We start from the raw sequence: 21,332 nt of genomic DNA on the forward strand, positions 1-21,332 counted from the left end.
GCATCAACCCACTTAGGCTTCGGGCATCTTTTGGAGATGCTCGATGCCTTTTCGTTATTTCGTCAAACAACTTCTATTGCCGCCCGGCATTCTTCTGCTGTTGCTGGCGCTTGCGTGGTGGTTTCGCCGCTCGCGACCGCGCTTGGCGGCGGTGTGCTTCGCGTTGGGTTTTGGCGGTTTTTTGCTGATGAGTTTGCCGGTGGTGGTGCAGTGGAGCGCCAAGTTGCTGGAGCGCGAGCCGCCGCTGGCGCGCGAAGAGTGGGCGACGCTGGCGCAGCGCGCGGATGCGATTGTGGTGCTGGGTTCGGGGCGCGAGCGCGGCGACCTCGCGTGGGGCGCGGATCAACCGACCGGCGTTGGCCTGGAGCGCGAGCGTTACGCGGCGCGGCTGGCGAAAGCGTCCGGTTTGCCGATCCTGACCACCGGCGGCCTGCATTACGGCACGCCGCCGAGTGAGGCGAAATTGATGGCGGATTCGCTGCTCGATGATTTCGGCGTGAGCGTGCGTTGGCAGGAAGAACGCAGCCGCACGACCTGGGAAAACGCCCAGTTCAGCGCACAGATGTTGTTGCCGGCAGGGGTCAAGCGTGTGGTGGTTGTGACGCAGGCCTGGCACATGCCGCGCGCGGTGTGGAGTTTTGAGGCGGCGGGTTTTGAGGTGGTGGCGGCGCCGGTCGGATTCCTCGGCACGGACAACGCCCGGCCGCTGGGCGGCTGGATGCCGGAGTTCAAATCGATCTGGCAGAGCGGGCAACTGCTCAATGAAACGGTGGGGCAGGTCGGGTATTCGCTTTTCTACCGCTGAACACTGTGGCGAGGGGGCTTGCCCCCGCTCGGATGCGAAGCAGTCGCAAACTTACTGACGCAGTGTTCCAAACATCGGGTAGATGGGGAGCTTCGCACCCCAACCGGGGCAAGCCCCCTCGCCACAAAAGCTCGCCAGATTTCAGACAGTTTTGGCCATCCGGTTTGCCACCAGCGCCCAGCCAAACAGCAGCACACAAACGATGATCAGCGGCCACGAACGCCATTGCAGGTAAGGCGTGAGGTTGTGCATCGGCACCACTTCGCCGTACAAAATCCCGCGCTCGAACTGCGGAATCTGCGTGGTGATCTGGCCGAACGGGTTGATCAGCGCCGTCACGCCATTATTGGTCGCGCGGATCATCCAGCGACCTGCTTCCAGCGCACGCATCTGCGCCATCTGCAAATGCTGCAACGGCCCGATGGAGCGGCCGAACCACGTGTCATTGCTGATCGTCAGGAGCAAATCGCTGCGAGCGGCGAGGCCTGCGGCAAATTCCGGGTAAACCACTTCGTAACAAATGAACGGGGCGATCTGATAACCCTTGGCTTGCAGCATCGCCTGATCGGCCGGGCCGCGCGCGAAGTCCGACATCGGCAGATCGAAGAATGCGATCAAGCCGCGCAACACATCCTGCAACGGCACGTACTCGCCGAACGGCACCAGTTTCTGCTTCAGGTAGGTGCCATCGCCTTCGCCGACCACGGTAATGCCGTTGAAGAAGCGCCGCTCGTGGCGCACTTCCTGACGAATCGGCACACCGGTAATCAGCGCAGTTTTCCGCTCTGCGGCGAAGGTGCCCATCATGCTCAAGTAAGCCTCGGCGGACTCCTTGAGCACCGGCACGGCGGTTTCCGGCCAGATCAGCAAGTCGACACGCTTGGAACTGAAACTCATGTCGCGGTACAGCGCCAACTGCGAATTGAGCTGCGCCGGGTCCCACTTCATGCTTTGTTCGATATTGCCCTGAATCGCCGCGACACTCAGCGGCGCACCGGCCGGGCTGGTCCAGGCGTGTTCTTTGAGCGCGATACCGGCGATCCACGGACCGACCAGCAGCAATACGCCAGCAGCAATAAAACCTTTGCGCCCGGTGCGGAGCAGGCGTGGAGCATTCCAGAGCAGCGCAGCGGTCAGCGCCAGCGCAAAGGAAATCAGCCACATGCCACCCAGCGGCGCCAGCCCGGACAACGGGCCGTCGAGTTGGCTGTAACCGGAATAAAGCCACGGGAAACCGGTGAGGAACCAGCCGCGAAACGCTTCCTGGCCGACCCACAACGCGGCAAACGCCAAGGCATCCGCCAGCGGCGCTTCGTTACGGCGCAACCAGCGCGCCCAGAGCCAGGCGGGCAGGGCGAAGAACCAGGCAATCGCGGCGGTGAAGATTAGCATCAGGAAACCGGCCAGCAGCACCGAAGCGCCGCCGAAATGGTGAATGCTGTAATAGATCCAACTGGTGCCGGCACCGAACAGGCCGAAACCGAAACACCAGCCACGGCCCAAGGCCTGACGCGGGCTGAGTTCACGCAAACCGGCATAGAAGAAACCGACCGCGAGCAACGCCAGCGGCCAGATATCGTATGGCGCCAACGCCAGAGTGGTGACTGCACCGGCCACCACGGCCAGCAGATTACCGGGCCAGCCGGGACGGGTCAGACGGTGCATTTCAATCCTTAGGAGTTACCGGGCAATTGGAGTCAGGCGTAGCAAGTGAATCCGACGGCTGTCGGCGTTCAGGATGCGGAAGCGATACGGCCCGATTTCAGTGATTTCGTTGCGTTTTGGCAAGTGCCCGAACGCGCTCATCACCAGGCCGCCCACCGTGTCGAATTCATCATCGGAGAATTCGCTGTCGAAGAACTCGTTGAAGTTCTCGATCGGCGTCAGTGCCTTGATCAGGAAATCACCGCTGGGCAGTGGCTTGATGTAGCTGTCTTCTTCGACGTCGTGTTCGTCTTCGATGTCGCCGACGATTTGTTCCAGCACGTCTTCGATGGTCACCAGACCGGCCACACCGCCGTACTCGTCGATGACGATGGCCATGTGATTGTGGTTGGCGCGGAATTCACGCAGCAGCACATTCAGGCGCTTGGACTCCGGCACGAAAGTAGCCGGGCGCAGCAGGTCCTTGATGTTGAAGCTGTCGCCGTTTTCCTTGAGGATCAACGGCAGCAAGTCCTTGGCCAGCAACACGCCCATCACGTCATCGTGGCTTTCGCCGATCACCGGGTAGCGGGAGTGGGCCGAATCGACCACGGCGGGCAGGAACTCGCGAGGTGTCTGGGTCGCCTTGATGCTGATCATCTGCGAGCGCGGGACCATGATGTCCCGTACTTGCAGGTCAGCGACCTGGATGGCGCCTTCGACGATGGCCAGCGCTTCGCTGTCCAACAGTTTGTTCTGGTGTGCGTCGCGCAGCAGCTCCAGCAGCTCCTGGCGGTTCTTCGGCTCGTGGGCAAAAGCCTGGGTGAGCTTACCCAGCCATGACTTCTGCCCGTTGCTCGATCGATCTTCGCTCATAGCGATTACTCTGAATCCTTTGTTGTAACGATAGGGGATGTGTCGGTTTCGTCGTCGGCATAAGGGTCGGGAAAACCCAACTCGGCAAGCAACGTGCGTTCCAGTGCTTCCATTTCCTCGGCTTCGTCGTCATCTATATGGTCGTAACCAAGCAGATGCAAGCAGCCGTGAATGACCAGATGCGCCCAGTGCGCCTTTAGTTCCTTGCCTTGTTCCGCCGCTTCGCGCTCGACCACTGCCACGCAGATCACCAGATCGCCGAGCAGTGGAATGTCGAGAAACTCATCGGGCACATCGGCCGGGAACGACAACACATTGGTCGCGTAGTCTTTCTGCCGCCACGTCGAATTGAGCTCGCGCGCCTCTTCTTCATCGACCAAACGAATGGTCATCTCCGAATCCGCCGTGCGCTGGCGCAGCGCCAGTTCGCACCATTGGCGGAACTCGGCTTCGCTGGGCGCAGGCGCTTCGGTGGCCAGTTGCAGATCAAGCTCAAGCATCGTGGCGTTTGTCCTTCGGCGCTTGATCGTCGAGGCGATTCTCGAAGCGCTCGTAGGCTTCGACGATGCGCTGCACCAGTGGATGGCGCACGACGTCTTTGGGCATGAAGTGGGTGAAGCTGATGCCCGGCACGTCTTTGAGCACTTCGATGACATGGTGCAGCCCGGACTTGGTGCCTTTCGGCAGGTCGACCTGGGTAATGTCACCGGTGATCACGGCTGTGGAGCCGAAGCCGATCCGGGTCAGGAACATCTTCATTTGCTCGACGGTGGTGTTCTGGCTTTCGTCGAGAATGATGAAGCTGTTGTTCAGCGTGCGACCGCGCATGTAGGCCAGCGGCGCGACTTCGATGACCTGACGTTCGATCAGCTTGGCCACGTATTCGAAGCCGAGCATTTCGTAGAGTGCGTCGTAGAGCGGGCGCAGGTACGGGTCGATCTTCTGCGACAGATCACCGGGCAGGAAACCGAGCTTTTCGCCAGCCTCAACCGCCGGACGCACCAGCAGGATGCGGCGGATCTGCTCGCGTTCCAGCGCATCCACCGCGCAGGCAACGGCCAGATAGGTCTTGCCTGTACCGGCAGGGCCGATGCCGAAATTGATGTCGTTACCGAGGATTTCCTTCACGTAGCGCAGCTGATTCAAGCCGCGAGGGCGAATCATGCCTTTTTTGGTGCGCAGCGCGACGGACGGTTCGGCGGGGGAGACGTTGTCCATTTCCTCGACGGCCGACTCCTGCAGGAACAGGTGGACCATATCCGGCGACAGCTCGGTACCTTTGGTTTCCCGGTACAAGCGGCGAATCAGATTTTCCGCGGAAGTGGTGTGCTTGGGGTCGCCGATCAGCTCGAACTGGTTTCCGCGATTGCGGATCTCGATAGTCAGGCGCTGTTCGATCAAGCGCAAATGCTCGTCGAATTGCCCGCACAGATTGGCGAAGCGGCGAGCCTCAAAGGGCTCGAGAATAAAACGATGTGGTTCGATGGGTGCGTTCAAGGTCGTATTTAGCCGCCCTGGGGCAATTAAGATGAAATCAAGGATAACGCCAGAGGGCTGGGTGCGAAAGCTCTTAAATAACCCAAGGCTGACACCCCCCTTGTAGGAGCGAGGCTTGCCCGCGAAGGCGGACTGACATTCAACCTATAAGTTGTCTGTGATGACGCCTTCGCGAGCAAGCTTTGCTCCTACAGTTTGTGCGGGGTTATTGGATCAACGAGCCCCGCAGCGAGTGCGGTTGCGCGGCGTCGATGTGCACATCGGCGAACTGGCCGATCAGCGTCGGGTTGTCGCAGCGGAAGTTGACGATGCGGTTATTCTCGGTCCGCCCCTGCAACTCGCCGGGGTCTTTTTTCGAATAATCGGTGACCAGAATGCGCTGAATCGACCCGACCATTTGTCGGCTGATCTCGAAACCCTGCTGGTTCAAGCGATGTTGCAGCGCGTTCAGGCGTTCCTTTTTCAGCGCTTCCGGCGTTTCGTCGGCCAAGTCGGCTGCGGGTGTACCCGGGCGCTGGCTATAAACGAAGGAATAGGAGAAGTCGAAACCGACGTCTTCGATCAGCTTCATGGTCTGCTCGAAGTCTTTCTCGGTTTCGCCGGGGAACCCGACGATAAAGTCCGAACTGATGCAAATCCCCGGCACGGCGGCGCGCAGTTTGCGCAGTTTCGACTTGTATTCGAGCGCGGTGTGATTGCGCTTCATCGCTGACAGAATGCGGTCCGAACCCGATTGCACCGGCAAATGCAGGTGTTTCACCAGTTCCGGGACGTCGGCGTGCGCCTGAATCAGGCTGTCGGAAAACTCCAGCGGGTGCGAGGTGGTGTACCGAATCCGGTCGATGCCATCGACGGCGGCGACCACGCGGATCAGCTCGGCGAGGTCCGCCAGGCGTCCATCATGAGTAGTGCCGCGATAGCCGTTGACGTTCTGCCCGAGCAGGGTCACTTCGCGCACGCCGTTTTCGGCGAGGTGGATGATCTCGGCAATCACGTCGTCGAATGGCCGGCTGACTTCTTCGCCGCGCGTATAGGGCACCACGCAGAACGTGCAGTATTTGCTGCAGCCTTCCATCACCGACACATAAGCGCTCGGGCCGTCGATACGCGGCTCGGGCAAGTGGTCGAATTTTTCGATTTCCGGGAACGAGACGTCGACTTGCGGCAGCTTGGTGGCGCGCGCGGCGTCGATCATTTCCGGCAAGCGGTGCAGGGTTTGCGGGCCGAAAACCACGTCGACGTACGGTGCGCGGTCGCGGATCGCCGCGCCTTCCTGGCTGGCCACGCAACCGCCGACGGCGATCACCATGTCCGGGTTGGCCAGTTTCAGTTCGCGCCAGCGGCCAAGCTGCGAGTACACCCGATCCTGCGCGCGCTCGCGGATGGAGCAGGTGTTGAGCAGGATCACGTCGGCATCTTCAGCGCGAGCGGTGACTTCCAGGGCCTGATGTTCGCCCAGCAGATCGACCATGCGCGAGCTGTCGTACTCGTTCATCTGGCAACCGTGGGTTTCGATGTAAAGCTTCTTGGCCATGGACAGAGTCATCACGTGATTCAAAGAACCGCGCATTATAGGGAACATGTCCCAAGGTTCCTACCGCTGTGCGTCCGGTGGCTATGCTATAGTTCGCGCCCTCATTTTTATCCCCGATGTGTTGCCCGCCCACCATGACCAAACGTGAAGCCCCAATCTATAAGGTGATTTTCCTCAACCAGGGCCAGGTGTACGAAATGTATGCCAAGCAGATCTATCAAAGTGATCTGTGGGGTTTTCTGGAAGTGGAAGAGTTCGTCTTTGGCGAGCGCACACAAGTGGTCGTCGACCCGAGCGAAGAAAAACTCAAGGCTCAGTTCGAAGGCGTGGTGCGCAGTTTTGTACCGATGCATTCGATTGTGCGCATCGATGAAGTCGAGCGCCTCGGCACGCCGAAAATCAGCGAAGCCCGCGGTGCGGTCGGCAACGTCATGCCGTTCCCGATGCCGATGCCTGAGAAGTAAGACCGCGTCGCTCCTTTCGCGGGCAAGCCTCGCTCCTACACATACGCATCGTTTTCACGGCGCACATCAAACCTGTAGGAGCGAGGCTTGCCCGCGAAAGCATCTGAAGAGGCGAAGAAGATTTAAGGCAATGGCGAAAACGGCGTTCGCCCATCCGCGCTTTGCAATTCCATCAGGTATTTACGGAAGATTTGCCCCAGCACTTGCGTGGCAACTTCCAGATCTTCGCGGGGCATTTTCTCGGCGACTTCGTCAGCCGTGTCCAGCGCATCTTCGGCGCCATTGACCGCCGCCATTTTCAGCACGATATACGCCTGAACGTTATTGGCCGGTACGCCTTCGCCGTGGAAAAACATGCTGCCGAGTTTGTATTGCGCCTGGGCGTGACCTTGCAGCGAGGCCTTTTCGAAAAATTTCAGCGCTTTATCGAGGTCACGCGGCGCATTTTGGCCGTCGTAGTAGAACTCACCCAACTCGTATTGCGCTTGCGCATCCCCTTCATCCGACGCTTTCTGGCAGGCGGCAAGCGCTTGCGTCAGGTCTTGCGGCTGAGTATTGAGGGTGCAGCGACCCATCGCTGGGATCAACAACGAGTTGCCGCCTGCTTGTGCGTGCGCGAGCAGGGGCTGAAGGAGCAACAGGCAGCCCAATGCAAGGGTGCGGCCGGTGCGGTTCATGGGAATCGACTTACCTCTGAAGGGCGCGCGGACCCATCGAGGGATCCAATAAGCGCGCATTATGAAATAAGCAGGGCCAACCTTACAAAGTCTTTACTCGTTTTTCTGCTGCATGGGGAATATATCGTCCAGTTTGTGGAAGATTATCGGCACGCGCACAGGAAAAGACCGGCAAATGTAGGTAAATGCTGACGCTGGCAATCGCCAACGTCAGCGGCACAGCTTTATTTCAATGCGGCGAAGGCGCGTTCGGCAGCGTCGAGCGTCAGTTGCAACTCGGTTTCGCCGTGGGCAATCGAGGTGAAACCGGCTTCGAAGGCACTCGGCGCCAGGTACACGCCACCTTCCAGCATCAAGTGGAAGAAGCGCTTGAACAGATTGGCGTCGCTGGACATTACGTCATCAAACGTCACGATGTCGTCGGCGCCGCTGAAGTACAGACCGAACATGCCACCCGCCTGCGTGGTCACGAACGGAATGCCCGCGGCATCGGCGCGTTGCTGCAAGCCGTCGAGCAGGCGACTGGTGTAGTCGGTCAGCTCGTCATGGAAACCCGGACGGCTGATCAGGCGCAGCGTGGTCAGGCCAGCGGCCATCGCCAGCGGGTTACCCGACAAGGTGCCGGCCTGATACACCGGGCCCAGCGGCGCAATGTGCGACATGATTTCGCGTTTTCCGCCGAAACAGCCGACTGGCATCCCGCCACCGATGATTTTGCCGAACGTGCTCAGGTCCGGCGTCACGCCGAAGTGCGCCTGGGCGCCGCCGAGCGCGACACGGAAACCGGTCATCACTTCGTCGAAAATCAGCACCACGCCGTGCTTGTCGCACAGGGTCCGCAAGCCTTCGAGGAAACCCGGCGCCGGCGGAACGCAGTTCATGTTGCCAGCAACGGGCTCGACGATGATGCACGCCACGTCCTGGCCGACTTCGCCGAGCATGGTTTCTACGGCGTCGATGTCGTTGAACGGCAGGGTCAGCGTGTGTTTGGCGAAGTCCGCCGGCACACCTGCCGAGCTCGGTACGCCTTGGGTCAACAGGCCGGAACCGGCCTTGACCAGCAGGCTGTCGGAGTGGCCGTGGTAGCAGCCCTCGAATTTGATAATGGCGTCGCGGCCGGTGAAACCACGGGCCAGGCGAATCGCGCTCATGGTCGCTTCGGTGCCGGAGCTGACCATGCGCACCATTTCCATCGACGGCACGATCGAGCAGACCAGGTCGGCCATCTCGGTTTCCATCGCCGTCGGCGCGCCGTAGGACAAACCGTGTTCCAGTTGTTTGCGCACCGCGTCCAGCACGTCCGGATGGCTGTGGCCGAGGATCATCGGGCCCCACGAGCCAACGTAATCGACATAACGCTTGTCGTCTTCGTCGGTGACGTAGGCGCCTTCAGCGTGTTTGAAAAACAGCGGCGTGCCGCCCACGCTCTTGAACGCGCGGACCGGCGAGTTGACGCCACCGGGGATGTGTTTCTGGGCATTGGCAAACAGCGTTTCGGAACGAGACATGATGGGCTCTCTAATCAGAATTTTTTAAGCTACTTAAATTGACAGCAGTTCGTTGAAGGCGCGGGCGCGGCGGGTCACTTCAGTCGTGCTCTCGGCGCCAAACAGGCCATGCACCACCGCCAGCAGATCGACGCCGTGGGCTACCAGAGGCGCGGCGTTGTCGAGGGTGATGCCGCCGATCGCGCAGATCGGCAGGTGCAGTTTGCTGCGCGCCTGGTCGAGCAAGTCGAGGCTGCAAGTGGGCGCGCCGGGTTTGGTATTGGAATTGAAGAAGCGCCCGAACGCGACATAACTGGCGCCTTCTTTGGCCGCTTGCTCGGCGAGTTCGAGTTGCGCGTGGCACGTCGAGCCGATGATCGCCTGGCGTCCGAGCAGCGCGCGTGCCGGCGTCAGTGGGCCGTCGGTCTGACCCAGGTGCACGCCGACGTTGAGGCGCGCGGCGAGTTCGGCGTCGTCATTGATGATCAACTTAGTCTTGTAGCGCTCACACAACTCGCGCAGCGCTTCGGCCTCACGCAAGCGGCGGGCGTCGTCGCTGCTTTTGTCGCGATATTGCAACAGGGTCACGCCACCTTCCAGCGCCGCCTCGACGTAGGACAGGAATTTACCGGCCAGCAACTGGCTGTCGGTAATGGCGTACAGGCCACGTAGTTTCATCGGGCAAGCCTCTGCGCTTTACGCATCAAAGTGTCAAACAGGCTGTTTCGAACGCAGTGGCGAACCAGCGTTACGAACAGAAATCCAGCGGCAAGCGGCGCGGCACGAACTGGCCTTTGCCCAGTTGCTCGGCATCGCGCAGGGTCCGCCACGTGTAGTTAAGCGCGGTCTGCACGGCGCTGGCGAGGTTTTCACCCTGGGCCAGACGACCGGCCAACGCGCTGGCCAAGGTGCAACCGGAACCGTGATAACTGCCGGGCAAACGCTGGCAGGTGAAGGTTTCGCGGCGGCCGTCGCGGCTGTACAGACGATTGTGGATTTCCAGCTCATCGCCATGGCCGCCGGTGATGAGCAGGTGTTTGACGAACGGCAGGAGTTTTTCCGCGCATTCATCGGCGGTGCCTTCAGGCAGTTCGGCGAGGATCCGCGCTTCGGGCAGGTTGGGCGTGGCAATGATCGACAGCGGCAGCAGGCGTTCGCGCATGGCGTAGCCGACTTCGTCCTTGCCCAGGCGTCCGCCGCCACCGGCCCGCAGCACCGGGTCGCAGACCACGGGTAAATGCGGATGCGCCGACAGCAGCTCGACCACGGTGTCGACCATGGCCAGCGAACCGAGCATGCCCAGTTTCACTGCCGCGACTTCGGAGTCGTTGAGCACGGCGTTGGCCTGAGCCAACACCCACTCGCGGTCGAGGACGCGGAAGTCAGTGACGTTGACCGTGTCTTGCACAGTCAGCGCAGTGACGGCCGGGGCCGCATGACAACCCTGAGCGAGCAGGGCTTCGATATCTGCCTGCAAGCCGGCGCCACCACTTGGGTCGTGGCCGGAGAGACAGAGGACAACGGGGCGAGAGCTGTAGATATTCATGGTGCGCGAGCTTACCACCAGACGACCGGCGAGTCATGAGCGCCCCCTGTCACAAACGCCGAATCCCGGCTCATGTAGCAGCTGCCGAGGCACGAGGCTGCGTTCGGCTGCGAAGCAGTCGTCAAACCTGAATACGCGGTCTTCCTGATACACCGCATCGCCTGATTTCACGACTGCTGCGCAGCCGAACGCAGCCTCGTGCCTCGGCAGCTGCTACATGCACAGGCGGGCACCGTGCGGAATGCCGACAGCTCTATCTCAATGCATAGCGCTGGAACGCCCGTGCTAGAGCCTTTGTAGGAAAAATTTCAATGGTGCTCAATGGCCATCAACGGCTATGCTAGAGTGGATCCAAACCAATAACAGGTAATACCGGTTTTACGTCTGCTCAAAAGGAATGGGGGGCTTCCTGACAGGACCGGATAGGCCACGCTGGGGCTTGAATGCGCTATTTGCTGATGTTGCTGTTGTGCTTGCCCCTCCTGGCGAGCGCCGTTGAATTTGATGAGTTCACCCAGAGCCTGCCGCTGGGGCGAGACATGCAGGTGTTCGAAGACGTGGACGGTCAGGCGACCATTGCCGATATTCGCGCGCAAGATGCTGCCGGAAACTTCAAACCCCACGACAAAGCCACGCTCAACGCCGGTTATTCGCGTTCGGTGTTCTGGCTGAAAATCGACCTGCGTTATCGTCCGACCGACCACGACGCACGTCGCACCTGGTTGCTCGAACTGGCGTATCCGCCGCTCGATCACCTCGACCTGTACCTGCCCGATACCGCAGGCGGCTATCAGCTCAGCCGCCGCACCGGCGATGCGCTGCCGTTCGACAGCCGCGAAATTCGCCAGAACAACTACCTGTTCAATCTGAATTTCCAGCCCGACCAGGCGCGCACCGTTTACCTGCGTTTGCAAAGCGAAGGCTCGATTCAGGCGCCGGTGACGTTGTGGTCGAGCACCGCTTACTTAGAAGAACAGCCGGTGCGCCTCTATGTGCTCGGGCTGATCTATGGCGTGCTGCTGGGGATGGTGGTTTACAACCTGTTCATTTTCCTCAGCGTGCGCGACACCAGTTACCTCTATTACATCTTCTATATCGCCTCGTTCGGCTTGTATCAGCTGTCGGTGAATGGCGCGGCGGTCGAGTATTTCTGGCCGAACAACCCGTGGTGGGCCAACGCCGCGACGCCGTTTTTCATCGGCTGCGCGGGCCTCTTCGGCAGCCAGTTTGCCCGCAGCTTCCTGCAAACCGCCCAGCACAGTCGCTGGCTCGATCGCTTGTTGCTGGGGCTGATCGCGTTTGGCGCGGTGGTGGTCGGGTTGTCGCTGATGACCAGTTATGCGCTGGCGCTGCGGTTGGCGACGACCCTGGCGCTGCTGTTTACCTTGGTGATTTTCGCCGCCGGTATTCTGGTCTGGCTGCGCGGTTTGCGGGTGGCGCGGTATTTCATCATTGCCTGGTCGGCGTTTCTGCTCGGTGGCATCGTCAACACGCTGATGGTCCTGGGTTACTTGCCGAACGTGTTCCTGACCATGTACGCCAGCCAGATCGGCTCGGCCATTGAAGTGGCGCTGCTGTCGCTGGCGCTGGCCGACCGCATCAACGCCATGCGCGAGCAACAGGCGCAAACGCTGTTCGATGCCGGACAAAAGCTTGAAGTGCTCAACCAGCAACTGGCGCGCAGCAATAAGCTCAAAGACGAATTCCTCGCCACCCTGACTCACGAATTGCGCACGCCCATGAATGGCGTGATCGGTTCGCTGGAGTTGATGCAAACCGTCGAGATGGACCCGGAACTGGAGCAATACCAGCAAACCGCCGCCGGTTCGGCGCGGGACATGATGCGCATGGTCAACGGCATTCTCACGCTCACCGAATTGCAGGCCGGCAAGCTCAAGGCGTCTGCGGCGACTTTCAGTTTGCGCGGTGTGGTCGAAGCCTTGCGCGTGCAGTTCGACGGCAATGCCTCGGGCAAATCCCTCGATCTGAAAGTCGACGTCACGCCGGGCCTGCCGGATCGTTTGATCGGCGACAGCAGCAAACTCGCGCAATGCCTCGAATGCCTGCTCGACAACGCGATCAAGTTCACCCGCGTCGGCGGCGTTGCGCTGCGGGTCAGCGGCAAACCGCTGGAAACCGGGCGCATGGCGCTGTCCTTTGCGGTGATCGACACCGGCATCGGTTTCACCGATCTGGGCGAGGCGACCCTGTATCAGCGCTTCTTCCAGCTCGACGGTTCGATGACTCGCGAATATGGCGGCCTCGGCGTGGGCCTGGCGATTTGTCGGCAACTGGTCGAATTGCTCGGCGGCCGACTGACCCATCGTTCCGAGCCGGGCAGCGGCAGCCGTTTTCAATTGGATATAGAAGTCGAATTGCCCGTGGTCGAGTCCGCGCCGGCACCGTGCATGAGCCGCGATCTGCCGCGTTCGCGGTTGCCGCAAGACTGCACGGTGTTGCTGGTCGATGACAGCGGCGTCAATCAACTGGTCATGCGCGGGATGCTGCTCAAGCTCGGCTTTCGCGTGCGCACCGCTGACAGCGCCGCGACGGCGTTGCAGCTATTGGAACGCGAACGCTTCGACGCGGTGCTGCTCGATTGCCAGTTGCCGGCGCAGAACGGCGCGTCGCTGTGCTGCCAGATTCGCGGTGTGCCGGGTTGCGCCGACTTGCCAGTATTCATGCTTGCCGCAAGCGTTGATCGCGAACACTGCCAGAGCGGCGCGCTGATTGATTTCCTGAACAAACCGCTGAAATTCGAGGACCTGCAAGCCGCGCTGCAACGCCGCGTGTTGTGTCGCGAGGCAGGGTGAAAGCGCCGACAGTTCGGCGCTTATGACACTTTGATCAGCCGAGGGGCAGTGCTTAACTGGCGCTCTGGCTGACCCAAGGAACCCCGTCATGAACCTGCATCAGTTCGCCGAAACCCACGAAGTCACCAACCAGCCACCGTCGCTCGACGGCAGCAATCTCTATCGCATCGACCTGCCGTTGCAGGAGTGGTCGCGACGGTTTGGCGCCGGTTGGGCCGAGTCGCGGATTGACGCCTATGGCGCGCTGGCCGGCGGGCCGCTGATGGAAGCCGGGTTCCTCGCCAATCAGAACAAACCGCTGTTCGTCAGCCACGACCGTTATGGTCATCGCATCGATCTGGTGGAATTTCACCCGGCGTATCACCAGTTGATGCGCACGGCGGTCGAGCACGGTTTGACCTCGTTGCCATGGACCCAGCCGCAGCCCGGCGCACATGTCGCCCGCGCGTCCATGACTTATCTGCACAGTCAGGCCGAGGCGGGCAGCGGTTGTCCGCTGACCATGACGTTCGCCAGCGTCCCGGCCATGCGCCTGCAACCGGACCTCGCCGAGCAGTGGTTGCCGAAGATTCTCGCCACCGAGTACGACCCGCGTAACGTCGGCATGGCGCACAAGGCCGGCGTCACTATCGGCATGGCGATGACCGAAAAACAGGGCGGCACCGACGTCCGCGCCAACACCACCAAGGCCTTTCCGGTCGGCGCCGCCGGGCCGGGGCAGGCGTATGAACTGGTGGGGCACAAGTGGTTCTGCTCGGCGCCGATGTGCGATGCGTTTCTGACGTTGGCCCAGACTGACAAAGGCCTGACCTGCTTCCTGCTGCCGCGCCATCGCCCGGACGACACGCGCAATCAGTTCTACATCCAGCGCCTGAAAAACAAACTCGGCAATTGCTCGAACGCGTCCAGCGAAGTCGAATTTCGCGGCGCGCTGGCATGGATGGTCGGCGAAGAAGGACGCGGCGTACCGACGATTATCGAAATGGTCGCGATGACGCGCTTCGATTGCATGGTCGGCTCCAGCGCGTTGATGCGCCAAGCGCTGACCCAGGCCAGCCATCACTGCGCGCACCGCAGCGTCGGCGGCAAGTTGCTCAGCGAACAGCCATTGATGCAAAACGTGCTGGCCGACCTCGCGCTGGAAAGCGAAGCCGCGCTGGCATTGAGCTTGCGCATGGGCCAGGCGCTGGATCATCTGCACGACAGCCACGAAGCCAAATTCGCCCGACTGGTGACGGCGGTGGGCAAATACTGGATCTGCAAACGCGCGCCGGGAATGATCAACGAAGCCGCCGAATGCATGGGTGGCGCCGGTTATGTCGAAGAAAGCATCTTGCCGCGCCTGTACCGTGAGGCGCCGGTCAATTCGACGTGGGAAGGTTCCGGCAACGTGCAATGCCTCGACGTGCTGCGCGCCTTGTCGAAAGAGCCGGGCGTGCTTGACGTGCTGTTCAGCGAACTCGGCGATGGCCACGGCGACAAGCGTCTGGCCGCGCACATCAGCCAATTGCACAGCGCGTTCAAGGACACCAGCGACATCCAGTACCGCGCCCGGCAATTGACCGAAGACATTGCCCTCGGTTTGCAGGCGAAGCTGTTGCTGGAGGCGGGGAACGCGGCGGTCAGCGATGCTTTTATCGCCAGCCGCCTCGGCTCGGCAGGGCGCGTGTATGGCGCGTTGCCGCGCGGGCTGGATGTCGAAGCGCTCGTCGCCCGCTCAACCCCACCTCTCTAATCCACCCAAAATCCCCCTGTAGGAGTGAGCCTGCTCGCGATAGCGGTGTACCTGCCAACATCAATGTGGCTGACCCAGCGCAATCGCCAGCAGGCTAGCTCCCACAGTTGAGTCCCAAGTGTTGCGGCGATTTGTATCAACACGTCACTGTTCCCGTCCGCCGACGATGCAGGCAAGATGAGCGCCTGCAAGTCAGAACACAGGAAGCTGATCGTGACCGAAGCGTTTATTGTTGTTCAAACCGCCGAACAAGCCGTCGACCGGCTCGCCGCCCTGCATGAGCAGGCAACCTCTGCGCTGAATCAGGCGCTCAAGCGTTACCTCAAGGACCGTATCGAACCAGACGCCGAACAGCGTGCGATGTTTCGTTATCCCGAATTGCGCCTGACCTACCTGTGCCAGGGCGAAGTCCCACAAACCACTCGCGCCTACGCCAAAGTGCAGTTGCCCGGCACTTACAGCGTCACCGTGACCCATCCGGCGGCGTTTCGTAAGTACCTGCTGGAGCAACTGGTGCCGTTGATGCACGACTTCACCGTCACGGTCGAAGTCGGCGTCAGCCAGCAGAACATTCCGTATCCGTACGTGGTCGAGCAGGGCGATGAACTGGCCGGTTCCGGCGTCACCGCTGCGGTGCTGGCGCGGGTGTTCCCGAGTACCGACCTGTCCGCCGCCACCGATGGCATCGCCGATGGCCTCTACGATTGGGAAAACACCGATCCGCTGCCGCTGGCGCTGTTCGATGCGGCGCGGGTGGATTTCTCCCTGCGCCGACTGGTGCACTACACCGGCAGCGACTGGCGTCATGTGCAGCCGTGGATTCTGTTGACCAACTACCATCGTTACGTCGACCAGTTCATCGTCCACGGTCTGGAGCAGTTGCGCAGCGATCCGCGTTTTGTGCGCATGGTGTTGCCGGGCAACGTGATCATCGAAAAAACCATGGACCACGGCGAGGCGTCGGCGATTGCTGCTGGCGTGGTCTGGCACCGTTACCAGATGCCGGCCTATCACCTGATCGCCAACGATGGCCACGGCGTGACGCTGGTGAACATCGGCGTCGGCCCGTCCAACGCCAAGAACATCACCGATCACCTGGCCGTGCTGCGCCCGCATTGCTGGCTGATGATCGGCCACTGCGGCGGCCTGCGGCAATCGCAGACCATTGGCGACTACGTGCTGGCCCACGCCTACATGCGCCGCGACGGGATTCTCGACCGTGTGGTACCGCCGAACATCCCGATCCCGGCGCTGGCCGAAGTGCAAATGGCCTTGCAGCAAGCAGCGGCCAACGTCACCGGCGAGAAGGGCGACGAGCTGAAGAAACGCCTGCGCACCGGCACCGTGCTGACCTACGATGACCGCAACTGGGAACTGCGCTGGGCTCAGGAACGGCCATTGATCAACCTGTCCCGCGCGGTTGCCGTGGACATGGAAAGTGGGACCATCGCCGCCCAGGGTTATCGTTTGCGCGTGCCTTACGGCACCTTGTTGTGCGTTTCCGATAAACCGTTGCACAGCGAAATCAAACTCCCGGGTTCGGCCAACGCTTTCTATGAACGCGCGGTCAGCCAGCACTTGAAGATCGGCATCGAAGCGGTGGACCTGTTGCGCACCGAGCTCAACTCCCTGCACTCACGCAAACTGCGCAGCTTCGACGAGCCGCCGTTCCGCTAACGGTCGTTCCGCTAACGGTTGGTCATGGTCATTTGGCGGTCGGGGCACTAGCATTAGCAGCCCTGACCGTTAGATGTTCCTTTTGCCATGTCCCGTCCTCAACGCCCCGTTTCCCGCCGCCCTGGCGCGAATACTCCGCAATCTGCCGCGCGCCGTGTTGCCAAAGCGCCGCCGGCCGAGCCGAAGCTGATCCTGTTCAACAAACCGTTCGATGTGCTGACGCAATTCAGCGACGGCGAAGGGCGGGCGACGCTCAAGGATTACATCGAGATTCCGGGGATTTACCCCGCCGGGCGCCTGGACCGCGACAGCGAAGGTTTGCTGCTGCTGACCAATCACGGCCAACTGCAGGCGCGCATCGCTGATCCGAAACACAAACTGGCGAAGACCTATTGGGTGCAAGTGGAAGGCGAGCCGAGCGCCGAGCAGTTGCAGCGCTTGCGTGATGGCGTCGAGCTGAACGATGGCATGACCTTGCCCGCCGAGGCGCGACAGCTTGAAGAACCTGAACTGTGGCCGCGCAACCCGCCCGTGCGTTTTCGCAAAAGCGTGCCGACCAGTTGGCTGGAACTGGTGATTCGTGAGGGGCGCAATCGGCAGGTGCGGCGCATGACGGCGGCGGTGGGTTTGCCGACGTTGCGTCTGGTGCGGGTGAAAATCGGTGACTGGTCGATCGATGGGCTCGATCAGGGCCAGTGGAAGGAAGTACCGGCGCGCTTATGACGAGCCGTTTTCGATGTAGGCGATGACCACGCTTTTGATGATGAACGCGAGAATCCCCAGGCCCAGCACGAAGAACAGAATGAACGTGCCGAACTTGCCGGCCTTGGACTTCTTCGCCAGGTCCCAGACGATGAAACCCATGAAACCGATCAGGATGGTGACCAGGCCGGTCATCATCCACTCTTCGAATAGTGCAGGATCCATCGAACATCTCCAGCGCAGGCAGGGCTAAAAGGGCGGGGGCGAGTATACGCCATGCGCTGATCGCGGGGCATTGACCTGCGTCGGGAAGCTGATCGTTCCCATGCAGAGCTTGGGAACGATCAACGGGGGCAAGCCCCCTCGCCACGATTAACTGCGCAGATGGGTCAGCGGCAATTCGGTGCTGTTCAACACCTGGTTCAACACAAAACTCGAGCGAACGCTGGTCACGCCCTCAATCCGGGTCAAATGCCCCAATAGCAGTTTCTGATAGTGATCCATGTCCGGCACTACCACTTTCAACTGGTAATCGGCATCCATCCCCGTCACCAGGCTGCATTCCAACACTTGCGGCAAGGTGCGGATCGCCGCTTCGAAGTTCTCGAAACGCTCGGGTGTGTGCCGGTCCATGCCGATCAACACATACGCCGTGAGGCTCAGGCCGAGCATCTTGCGGTCCAGCAGCGCGACCTGACGCGAGATGTAACCGTCGTCCTCCAGCTGTTTGACGCGGCGCGAGCAGGGTGAAGGTGACAGGCCGATGCGTTCGGCCAGCTCCTGGTTGGAAATGCGCGCGTCACGCTGCAATTCCGCCAAAATGCTCAGGTCGTATCGGTCGAGTTTGCTCATCAATCAGTCCTTTGTCGTAACTATTGCGGCGGATTATCTATCCAGGGTTAAAAATTGCGCAAGTGATGTTTAATTCAGCAATCTTCGCAATCCTCTGCCAGCGCCCCGAGCCTATTCTTAACACCAGAATCACTGCTCGGACAAACAGTCCACAGCGGCTCGCCTAATCAGGCCAGCTGCGGCCGCCAGCCCCCACCGGGGATGCGCCGGCCTCCGAGCTACACACTGTCCAGAAGACGGCGTGAGGTGAGCCAACGTCAAAAGCGTTGAGCACGGATGAAGTTCTCAAAGGGAGGCCGACGGGTCTCCCTTTTCTTTTGCCCGCGATTTATTGCAGGACGTTGAGCCAATCAGCGCTCAATAAATAAGTTGCGTGACTGATAACCTGTTGCAGAACAAGCCTGTGCTTTCCCAGTCTTACGTACAGGTCCTAACCCGCAGTGAGGAAGAGCATGAAGTCGCGCATCTGGCGTTTGGCCGGTGTTGGTTTGCTGTGTGTAAGTGTCAGCGCGCAAACGCTCGCCGATGACCCGCAAAGTCGCGGCCCGCAGGGTGGACAGCGCGGACCGGAGCAGCAGGGTAACAATCAGGGCCGTGGCGGCGAGCAGCAGAATCAGCCGCGACCGCAGAATAACCAGATTATTCGTGGCGACAACAGCCGCCAGTTCGAGCACAACGGTCAGAACCAGAACCAGAACCAGAACCAGAACCACGATCAAAACCAGAACGGCCAATGGCAGAACCGTGGCCCGCGTGATGCCAATACCCAAGTTCGCCCGGCGCCGCCACCGCCGCAACTGCCGGCCAACAGCCTGCCGATCCAGCCCCGGCCCGACGCCGTGCGCCAGACCCAGGAACCGCGCCGTGGCTACTATCAGGACATCCCGCGGCGCAACGATAACAACCAGCATTGGCAGACCGGCGGCCCCGGTTCACGTCCCGACGACTATCGTTGGATAGGTCGCCCGAGTGGCCACGGCAACGGTTGGGGGCCGGGCCCGCAGTATCGTCCCGGACAGATGGTCGACCGCTTCCCGGACCGCGATTTCCGCGTGCCGTATCGTGGCCAGGATTACTACTATTCCGGCGGCTACTGGTATCGCCCGCAAGGTCCGCGTTATGTGGTGGTGCAACCGCCGCGCGGGATTCGCGTGCAATACATGCCCGATTACGCGCGCGAAGTGTGGGTCGGTGGCGCGCTGCTGTTCCTCGCCGCCGGTTCGTATTACGCCTACGAACAAAGCACTCAGGATTACGTGGTGGTCGAGCCGCCGGTCGGCGTTGCGCCACAGCAACCGACCAGCAATGGGATCGACGTGACGGCGTACCCGGCCAATGGCCAGTCGCCGCAGCAAGTCGCGCAGGACGGTTACGAATGCTCGCAATACGCGACGCAGCAAAGTGGCTTCAACCCGCAAACCGCCACGTATCAGCCTGATCCATCGGTGGTGCAAGCTTATCGACAGGCGCAGGGCAACTGCCTGGCCAGTCGCGGTTATCAGGTGACGTTCTGAGTCTTGGCGGCCAACACCACTTCCTGCGGGTCGGCGTGCACCAGCACTTCGGCTCGCGGATAAGCGGCGTGAATTGCCTCGGCGGCTTGATCGCTGATGCCGTGGGCGACTGACAGCGTCAGTTCCCCCGGCAATTCAAGATGCAACTGCACAAACCAGTGATTACCGGAAATCCGCGTGCGCAGGTCATGCGCGCCCAATACGCCGGGCACCGCGCAGGCCAATTCGAGCATGTGCTGGCTGACGTCCGTCGGCAGCTCCTCGTCCATCAGCACGGCAAAACTTTCCCGGGCGATCTGCACCGCGCTCCAGAGAATGTACGCGGCAATCCCCAGACCAAACCACGCATCCAGTTGATTGAAACCAAACCCGGCGAGCACCAGCGCCAGCAGAATGCTGCCGTTGAGCATCAGGTCGGAACGGTAATGCAGCGAGTCGGCGCGCACGGCGTTGGAGCCAGTGGCCTTGATCACCCGATGCTGCAACATCAGCAACGCCACGGTCAGCGCGAGGGAGAAAACGATCACGCCAATGCTCAGCCACGGCGCGCCCACCGGCTGCGGATGTTGCAAACGGTCAAACGCCTGGAGCGCGATCAACACCGCACTGCCGCCGATGAACAATGCCTGCGCCATGCCGGACAACGATTCAGCCTTGCCGTGGCCATAGCGGTGATCGTCATCCGCCGGGCGCAAGGCGTAATGCACCGCGAGCAAATTGAGCAACGAGGTAATGCCGTCGAGCGCCGAGTCGGTCAGCCCGGCGAGCATGCTCACCGAACCGCTCAGCCACCAGGCAATGGCTTTCGCAACTATCAACGTGCAAGCCACCGCCACCGAGGCGCGGGTCGCCAATCGCAGCAGGCGAGCGTGTTCGAGGCTGGTGGTCATAAGTGCGGCGGTTCCTTTAAGTGCGCAAATAAGTGCGCCAATTACGCGGCAGGTTGCAGGCCGAACATCGCCAGTTGCTGCGTGCTGCCCTTGTGCTGAATCAGGCGCGGATCGTCGAGCGGGAAGCTACGGCCCAGTTCGGTTTCAAGAATGGTCTGCAACTTGCGGTTATCCACCTGACCGTCCGGGCCGATGGCTTCCTTGAGTTTCTCCGGCGCCACTTGCGCAGTCTTGCCCGGCTCGAAATAAATCGCGCCAGTGGCGAAGTCCACGGCAAACGCAATCAGTCCGGGAATCACATAAAACAGCAGGCCGACGGCATCGAGCACGGCAATCGCCGGGTCAATCTTGCCGTCGATCTGGCCACGCCGGTCAGGATAGAAAATCGATCCGCAAGCAGTGACTTGAGTCAGCAAAGTCGCGACCAGCACACCGCCGATCAGGCGAAAAGGAATACGCATGGGAAAAATCTCCTGAGTCATCTGGAAACGAAGCGTCGTCGATACGAATTAGGACCGCAACGAACACTTGGCAGTTCGCCGTTATACTCGCGCTCGCAGGGCGTGCCCACCGTAAATTGCGGCCGCGTCTCACCCCTAGTGCAATCGCTGAGGATTGA

At 60.9% G+C, this 21,332-nt stretch carries 20 protein-coding genes; 7 read left to right on the forward strand and 13 right to left on the reverse strand.

Annotated features, from left to right (window positions below; genetic code table 11):
- Nucleotides 1-43 precede the first annotated feature (43 nt).
- Nucleotides 44-805, forward strand: a complete 762-nt coding sequence (locus FBY12_RS26085) for a YdcF family protein (protein WP_145257173.1) — start codon at nucleotides 44-46, stop codon at nucleotides 803-805.
- A 141-nt stretch (nucleotides 806-946) separates the two neighbouring features.
- On the opposite strand, the gene lnt is transcribed toward FBY12_RS26085, so the two are convergent.
- From lnt to miaB, 5 genes are all read right to left on the reverse strand, one after another.
- Nucleotides 947-2,470, reverse strand: a complete 1,524-nt coding sequence (gene lnt / locus FBY12_RS26090; protein WP_145257175.1) for an apolipoprotein N-acyltransferase — start codon at nucleotides 2,468-2,470, stop codon at nucleotides 947-949.
- Between the two features lie 15 nt (nucleotides 2,471-2,485).
- Nucleotides 2,486-3,325: an HlyC/CorC family transporter gene (locus FBY12_RS26095; protein WP_045062079.1), complete on the reverse strand. Its 840-nt coding sequence runs from the start codon at nucleotides 3,323-3,325 to the stop codon at nucleotides 2,486-2,488.
- 5 nt (nucleotides 3,326-3,330) lie between these two features.
- The gene (gene ybeY / locus FBY12_RS26100) at nucleotides 3,331-3,825 is read right to left on the reverse strand and encodes an rRNA maturation RNase YbeY (RefSeq protein ID WP_145257178.1); all 495 of its coding nucleotides are present in this window, start codon (nucleotides 3,823-3,825) and stop codon (nucleotides 3,331-3,333) included.
- Nucleotides 3,818-4,822, reverse strand: a complete 1,005-nt coding sequence (locus FBY12_RS26105; protein WP_109520663.1) for a PhoH family protein — start codon at nucleotides 4,820-4,822, stop codon at nucleotides 3,818-3,820. Before FBY12_RS26105 ends, ybeY begins: the two co-directional genes overlap by 8 nt.
- Nucleotides 4,823-5,027: 205 nt before the next feature.
- On the reverse strand, nucleotides 5,028-6,356 hold the full coding sequence (gene miaB, locus FBY12_RS26110) for a tRNA (N6-isopentenyl adenosine(37)-C2)-methylthiotransferase MiaB (protein WP_169372937.1): 1,329 nt from the start codon (nucleotides 6,354-6,356) through the stop codon (nucleotides 5,028-5,030).
- Nucleotides 6,357-6,490: 134 nt separating this feature from the next.
- Here miaB and FBY12_RS26115 point away from each other — a divergent pair, with 134 nt between their 5' ends.
- Complete coding sequence (locus tag FBY12_RS26115) at nucleotides 6,491-6,820, forward strand: DUF1820 family protein (protein WP_007894425.1); 330 nt, start codon at nucleotides 6,491-6,493, stop codon at nucleotides 6,818-6,820.
- Between the two features lie 122 nt (nucleotides 6,821-6,942).
- Here FBY12_RS26115 and FBY12_RS26120 read toward each other — a convergent pair whose 3' ends face one another.
- The 4 genes from FBY12_RS26120 to FBY12_RS26135 all read right to left on the reverse strand — a co-directional run bounded on the left by FBY12_RS26120 (nucleotide 6,943) and on the right by FBY12_RS26135 (nucleotide 10,530).
- Nucleotides 6,943-7,497, reverse strand: coding sequence for a tetratricopeptide repeat protein (locus tag FBY12_RS26120; protein WP_109520664.1), 555 nt, complete (start codon nucleotides 7,495-7,497; stop codon nucleotides 6,943-6,945).
- 224 nt (nucleotides 7,498-7,721) lie between these two features.
- The gene (gene hemL, locus FBY12_RS26125) at nucleotides 7,722-9,005 is read right to left on the reverse strand and encodes a glutamate-1-semialdehyde 2,1-aminomutase (RefSeq protein ID WP_121732644.1); all 1,284 of its coding nucleotides are present in this window, start codon (nucleotides 9,003-9,005) and stop codon (nucleotides 7,722-7,724) included.
- 33 nt (nucleotides 9,006-9,038) lie between these two features.
- Nucleotides 9,039-9,662, reverse strand: coding sequence for a thiamine phosphate synthase (thiE, locus tag FBY12_RS26130; RefSeq protein WP_145257184.1), 624 nt, complete (start codon nucleotides 9,660-9,662; stop codon nucleotides 9,039-9,041).
- Nucleotides 9,663-9,732: 70 nt separating this feature from the next.
- A complete protein-coding gene (locus FBY12_RS26135; RefSeq protein ID WP_101208835.1) occupies nucleotides 9,733-10,530 on the reverse strand; it encodes a hydroxymethylpyrimidine/phosphomethylpyrimidine kinase in 798 nt (265 codons plus the stop codon).
- Nucleotides 10,531-10,973: 443 nt separating this feature from the next.
- On the opposite strand from FBY12_RS26135, the gene FBY12_RS26140 reads away from it, so the two are divergent.
- The 4 genes from FBY12_RS26140 to FBY12_RS26155 all read left to right on the forward strand — a co-directional run bounded on the left by FBY12_RS26140 (nucleotide 10,974) and on the right by FBY12_RS26155 (nucleotide 17,478).
- Nucleotides 10,974-13,343 carry a hybrid sensor histidine kinase/response regulator gene (locus FBY12_RS26140; protein ID WP_145257187.1) on the forward strand — a complete coding sequence of 790 codons (2,370 nt, stop codon included), beginning with the start codon at nucleotides 10,974-10,976 and terminating at the stop codon, nucleotides 13,341-13,343.
- Between the two features lie 88 nt (nucleotides 13,344-13,431).
- Complete coding sequence (locus FBY12_RS26145; protein ID WP_145257190.1) at nucleotides 13,432-15,078, forward strand: acyl-CoA dehydrogenase family protein; 1,647 nt, start codon at nucleotides 13,432-13,434, stop codon at nucleotides 15,076-15,078.
- 177 nt (nucleotides 15,079-15,255) lie between these two features.
- A complete protein-coding gene (gene amn, locus FBY12_RS26150; RefSeq protein WP_178111815.1) occupies nucleotides 15,256-16,755 on the forward strand; it encodes an AMP nucleosidase in 1,500 nt (499 codons plus the stop codon).
- Between the two features lie 87 nt (nucleotides 16,756-16,842).
- Entirely contained in the window at nucleotides 16,843-17,478 is a 636-nt protein-coding gene (locus FBY12_RS26155) for a pseudouridine synthase (RefSeq protein WP_145257193.1), read from the forward strand.
- Here FBY12_RS26155 and FBY12_RS26160 read toward each other — a convergent pair.
- Both FBY12_RS26160 and FBY12_RS26165 read right to left on the reverse strand, forming a co-directional pair.
- Nucleotides 17,473-17,682 (reverse strand): DUF2788 domain-containing protein, encoded by a 210-nt coding sequence (locus tag FBY12_RS26160; protein ID WP_092277677.1) that lies wholly within the window; start codon nucleotides 17,680-17,682, stop codon nucleotides 17,473-17,475. The two genes, FBY12_RS26155 and FBY12_RS26160, sit on opposite strands and share 6 nt — an antisense overlap.
- 147 nt (nucleotides 17,683-17,829) lie before the next feature.
- On the reverse strand, nucleotides 17,830-18,309 hold the full coding sequence (locus FBY12_RS26165) for an Lrp/AsnC family transcriptional regulator (protein WP_007937367.1): 480 nt from the start codon (nucleotides 18,307-18,309) through the stop codon (nucleotides 17,830-17,832).
- Nucleotides 18,310-18,761: 452 nt separating this feature from the next.
- Between FBY12_RS26165 and FBY12_RS26170 the strand changes: the two genes are divergently transcribed.
- Complete coding sequence (locus tag FBY12_RS26170; RefSeq protein ID WP_145257196.1) at nucleotides 18,762-19,823, forward strand: DUF6515 family protein; 1,062 nt, start codon at nucleotides 18,762-18,764, stop codon at nucleotides 19,821-19,823.
- On the opposite strand, the gene FBY12_RS26175 is transcribed toward FBY12_RS26170, so the two are convergent.
- Entirely contained in the window at nucleotides 19,808-20,713 is a 906-nt protein-coding gene (locus FBY12_RS26175; RefSeq protein ID WP_121732832.1) for a cation diffusion facilitator family transporter, read from the reverse strand. The genes FBY12_RS26170 and FBY12_RS26175 overlap by 16 nt on opposite strands.
- 41 nt (nucleotides 20,714-20,754) lie before the next feature.
- Complete coding sequence (locus FBY12_RS26180) at nucleotides 20,755-21,174, reverse strand: polyribonucleotide nucleotidyltransferase (protein WP_092277683.1); 420 nt, start codon at nucleotides 21,172-21,174, stop codon at nucleotides 20,755-20,757.
- Between the last annotated feature and the right edge of the window lie 158 nt (nucleotides 21,175-21,332).

The sequence above is a fragment of the Pseudomonas sp. SJZ131 genome, assembly GCF_007828705.1.
GTDB classification, from domain to species: Bacteria; Pseudomonadota; Gammaproteobacteria; order Pseudomonadales; family Pseudomonadaceae; genus Aquipseudomonas; species Aquipseudomonas prosekii.

What these genes read in the sequence shown, in the direction of transcription:
- FBY12_RS26085 (WP_145257173.1), top strand. Translation starts at nt 44, where the DNA reads ATGCCTTTTCGTTATTTCGTCAAACAACTTCTATTGCCGCCCGGCATT.
- lnt (WP_145257175.1), bottom strand. Translation starts at nt 2,470, where the DNA reads ATGCACCGTCTGACCCGTCCCGGCTGGCCCGGTAATCTGCTGGCCGTG.
- FBY12_RS26095 (WP_045062079.1), bottom strand. Translation starts at nt 3,325, where the DNA reads ATGAGCGAAGATCGATCGAGCAACGGGCAGAAGTCATGGCTGGGTAAG.
- ybeY (WP_145257178.1), bottom strand. Translation starts at nt 3,825, where the DNA reads ATGCTTGAGCTTGATCTGCAACTGGCCACCGAAGCGCCTGCGCCCAGC.
- miaB (WP_169372937.1), bottom strand. Translation starts at nt 6,356, where the DNA reads ATGGCCAAGAAGCTTTACATCGAAACCCACGGTTGCCAGATGAACGAG.
- FBY12_RS26115 (WP_007894425.1), top strand. Translation starts at nt 6,491, where the DNA reads ATGACCAAACGTGAAGCCCCAATCTATAAGGTGATTTTCCTCAACCAG.
- FBY12_RS26120 (WP_109520664.1), bottom strand. Translation starts at nt 7,497, where the DNA reads ATGAACCGCACCGGCCGCACCCTTGCATTGGGCTGCCTGTTGCTCCTT.
- hemL (WP_121732644.1), bottom strand. Translation starts at nt 9,005, where the DNA reads ATGTCTCGTTCCGAAACGCTGTTTGCCAATGCCCAGAAACACATCCCC.
- thiE (WP_145257184.1), bottom strand. Translation starts at nt 9,662, where the DNA reads ATGAAACTACGTGGCCTGTACGCCATTACCGACAGCCAGTTGCTGGCC.
- FBY12_RS26135 (WP_101208835.1), bottom strand. Translation starts at nt 10,530, where the DNA reads ATGAATATCTACAGCTCTCGCCCCGTTGTCCTCTGTCTCTCCGGCCAC.
- FBY12_RS26140 (WP_145257187.1), top strand. Translation starts at nt 10,974, where the DNA reads ATGCGCTATTTGCTGATGTTGCTGTTGTGCTTGCCCCTCCTGGCGAGC.
- FBY12_RS26145 (WP_145257190.1), top strand. Translation starts at nt 13,432, where the DNA reads ATGAACCTGCATCAGTTCGCCGAAACCCACGAAGTCACCAACCAGCCA.
- amn (WP_178111815.1), top strand. Translation starts at nt 15,256, where the DNA reads ATGAGCGCCTGCAAGTCAGAACACAGGAAGCTGATCGTGACCGAAGCG.
- FBY12_RS26155 (WP_145257193.1), top strand. Translation starts at nt 16,843, where the DNA reads ATGTCCCGTCCTCAACGCCCCGTTTCCCGCCGCCCTGGCGCGAATACT.
- FBY12_RS26160 (WP_092277677.1), bottom strand. Translation starts at nt 17,682, where the DNA reads ATGGATCCTGCACTATTCGAAGAGTGGATGATGACCGGCCTGGTCACC.
- FBY12_RS26165 (WP_007937367.1), bottom strand. Translation starts at nt 18,309, where the DNA reads ATGAGCAAACTCGACCGATACGACCTGAGCATTTTGGCGGAATTGCAG.
- FBY12_RS26170 (WP_145257196.1), top strand. Translation starts at nt 18,762, where the DNA reads ATGAAGTCGCGCATCTGGCGTTTGGCCGGTGTTGGTTTGCTGTGTGTA.
- FBY12_RS26175 (WP_121732832.1), bottom strand. Translation starts at nt 20,713, where the DNA reads ATGACCACCAGCCTCGAACACGCTCGCCTGCTGCGATTGGCGACCCGC.
- FBY12_RS26180 (WP_092277683.1), bottom strand. Translation starts at nt 21,174, where the DNA reads ATGCGTATTCCTTTTCGCCTGATCGGCGGTGTGCTGGTCGCGACTTTG.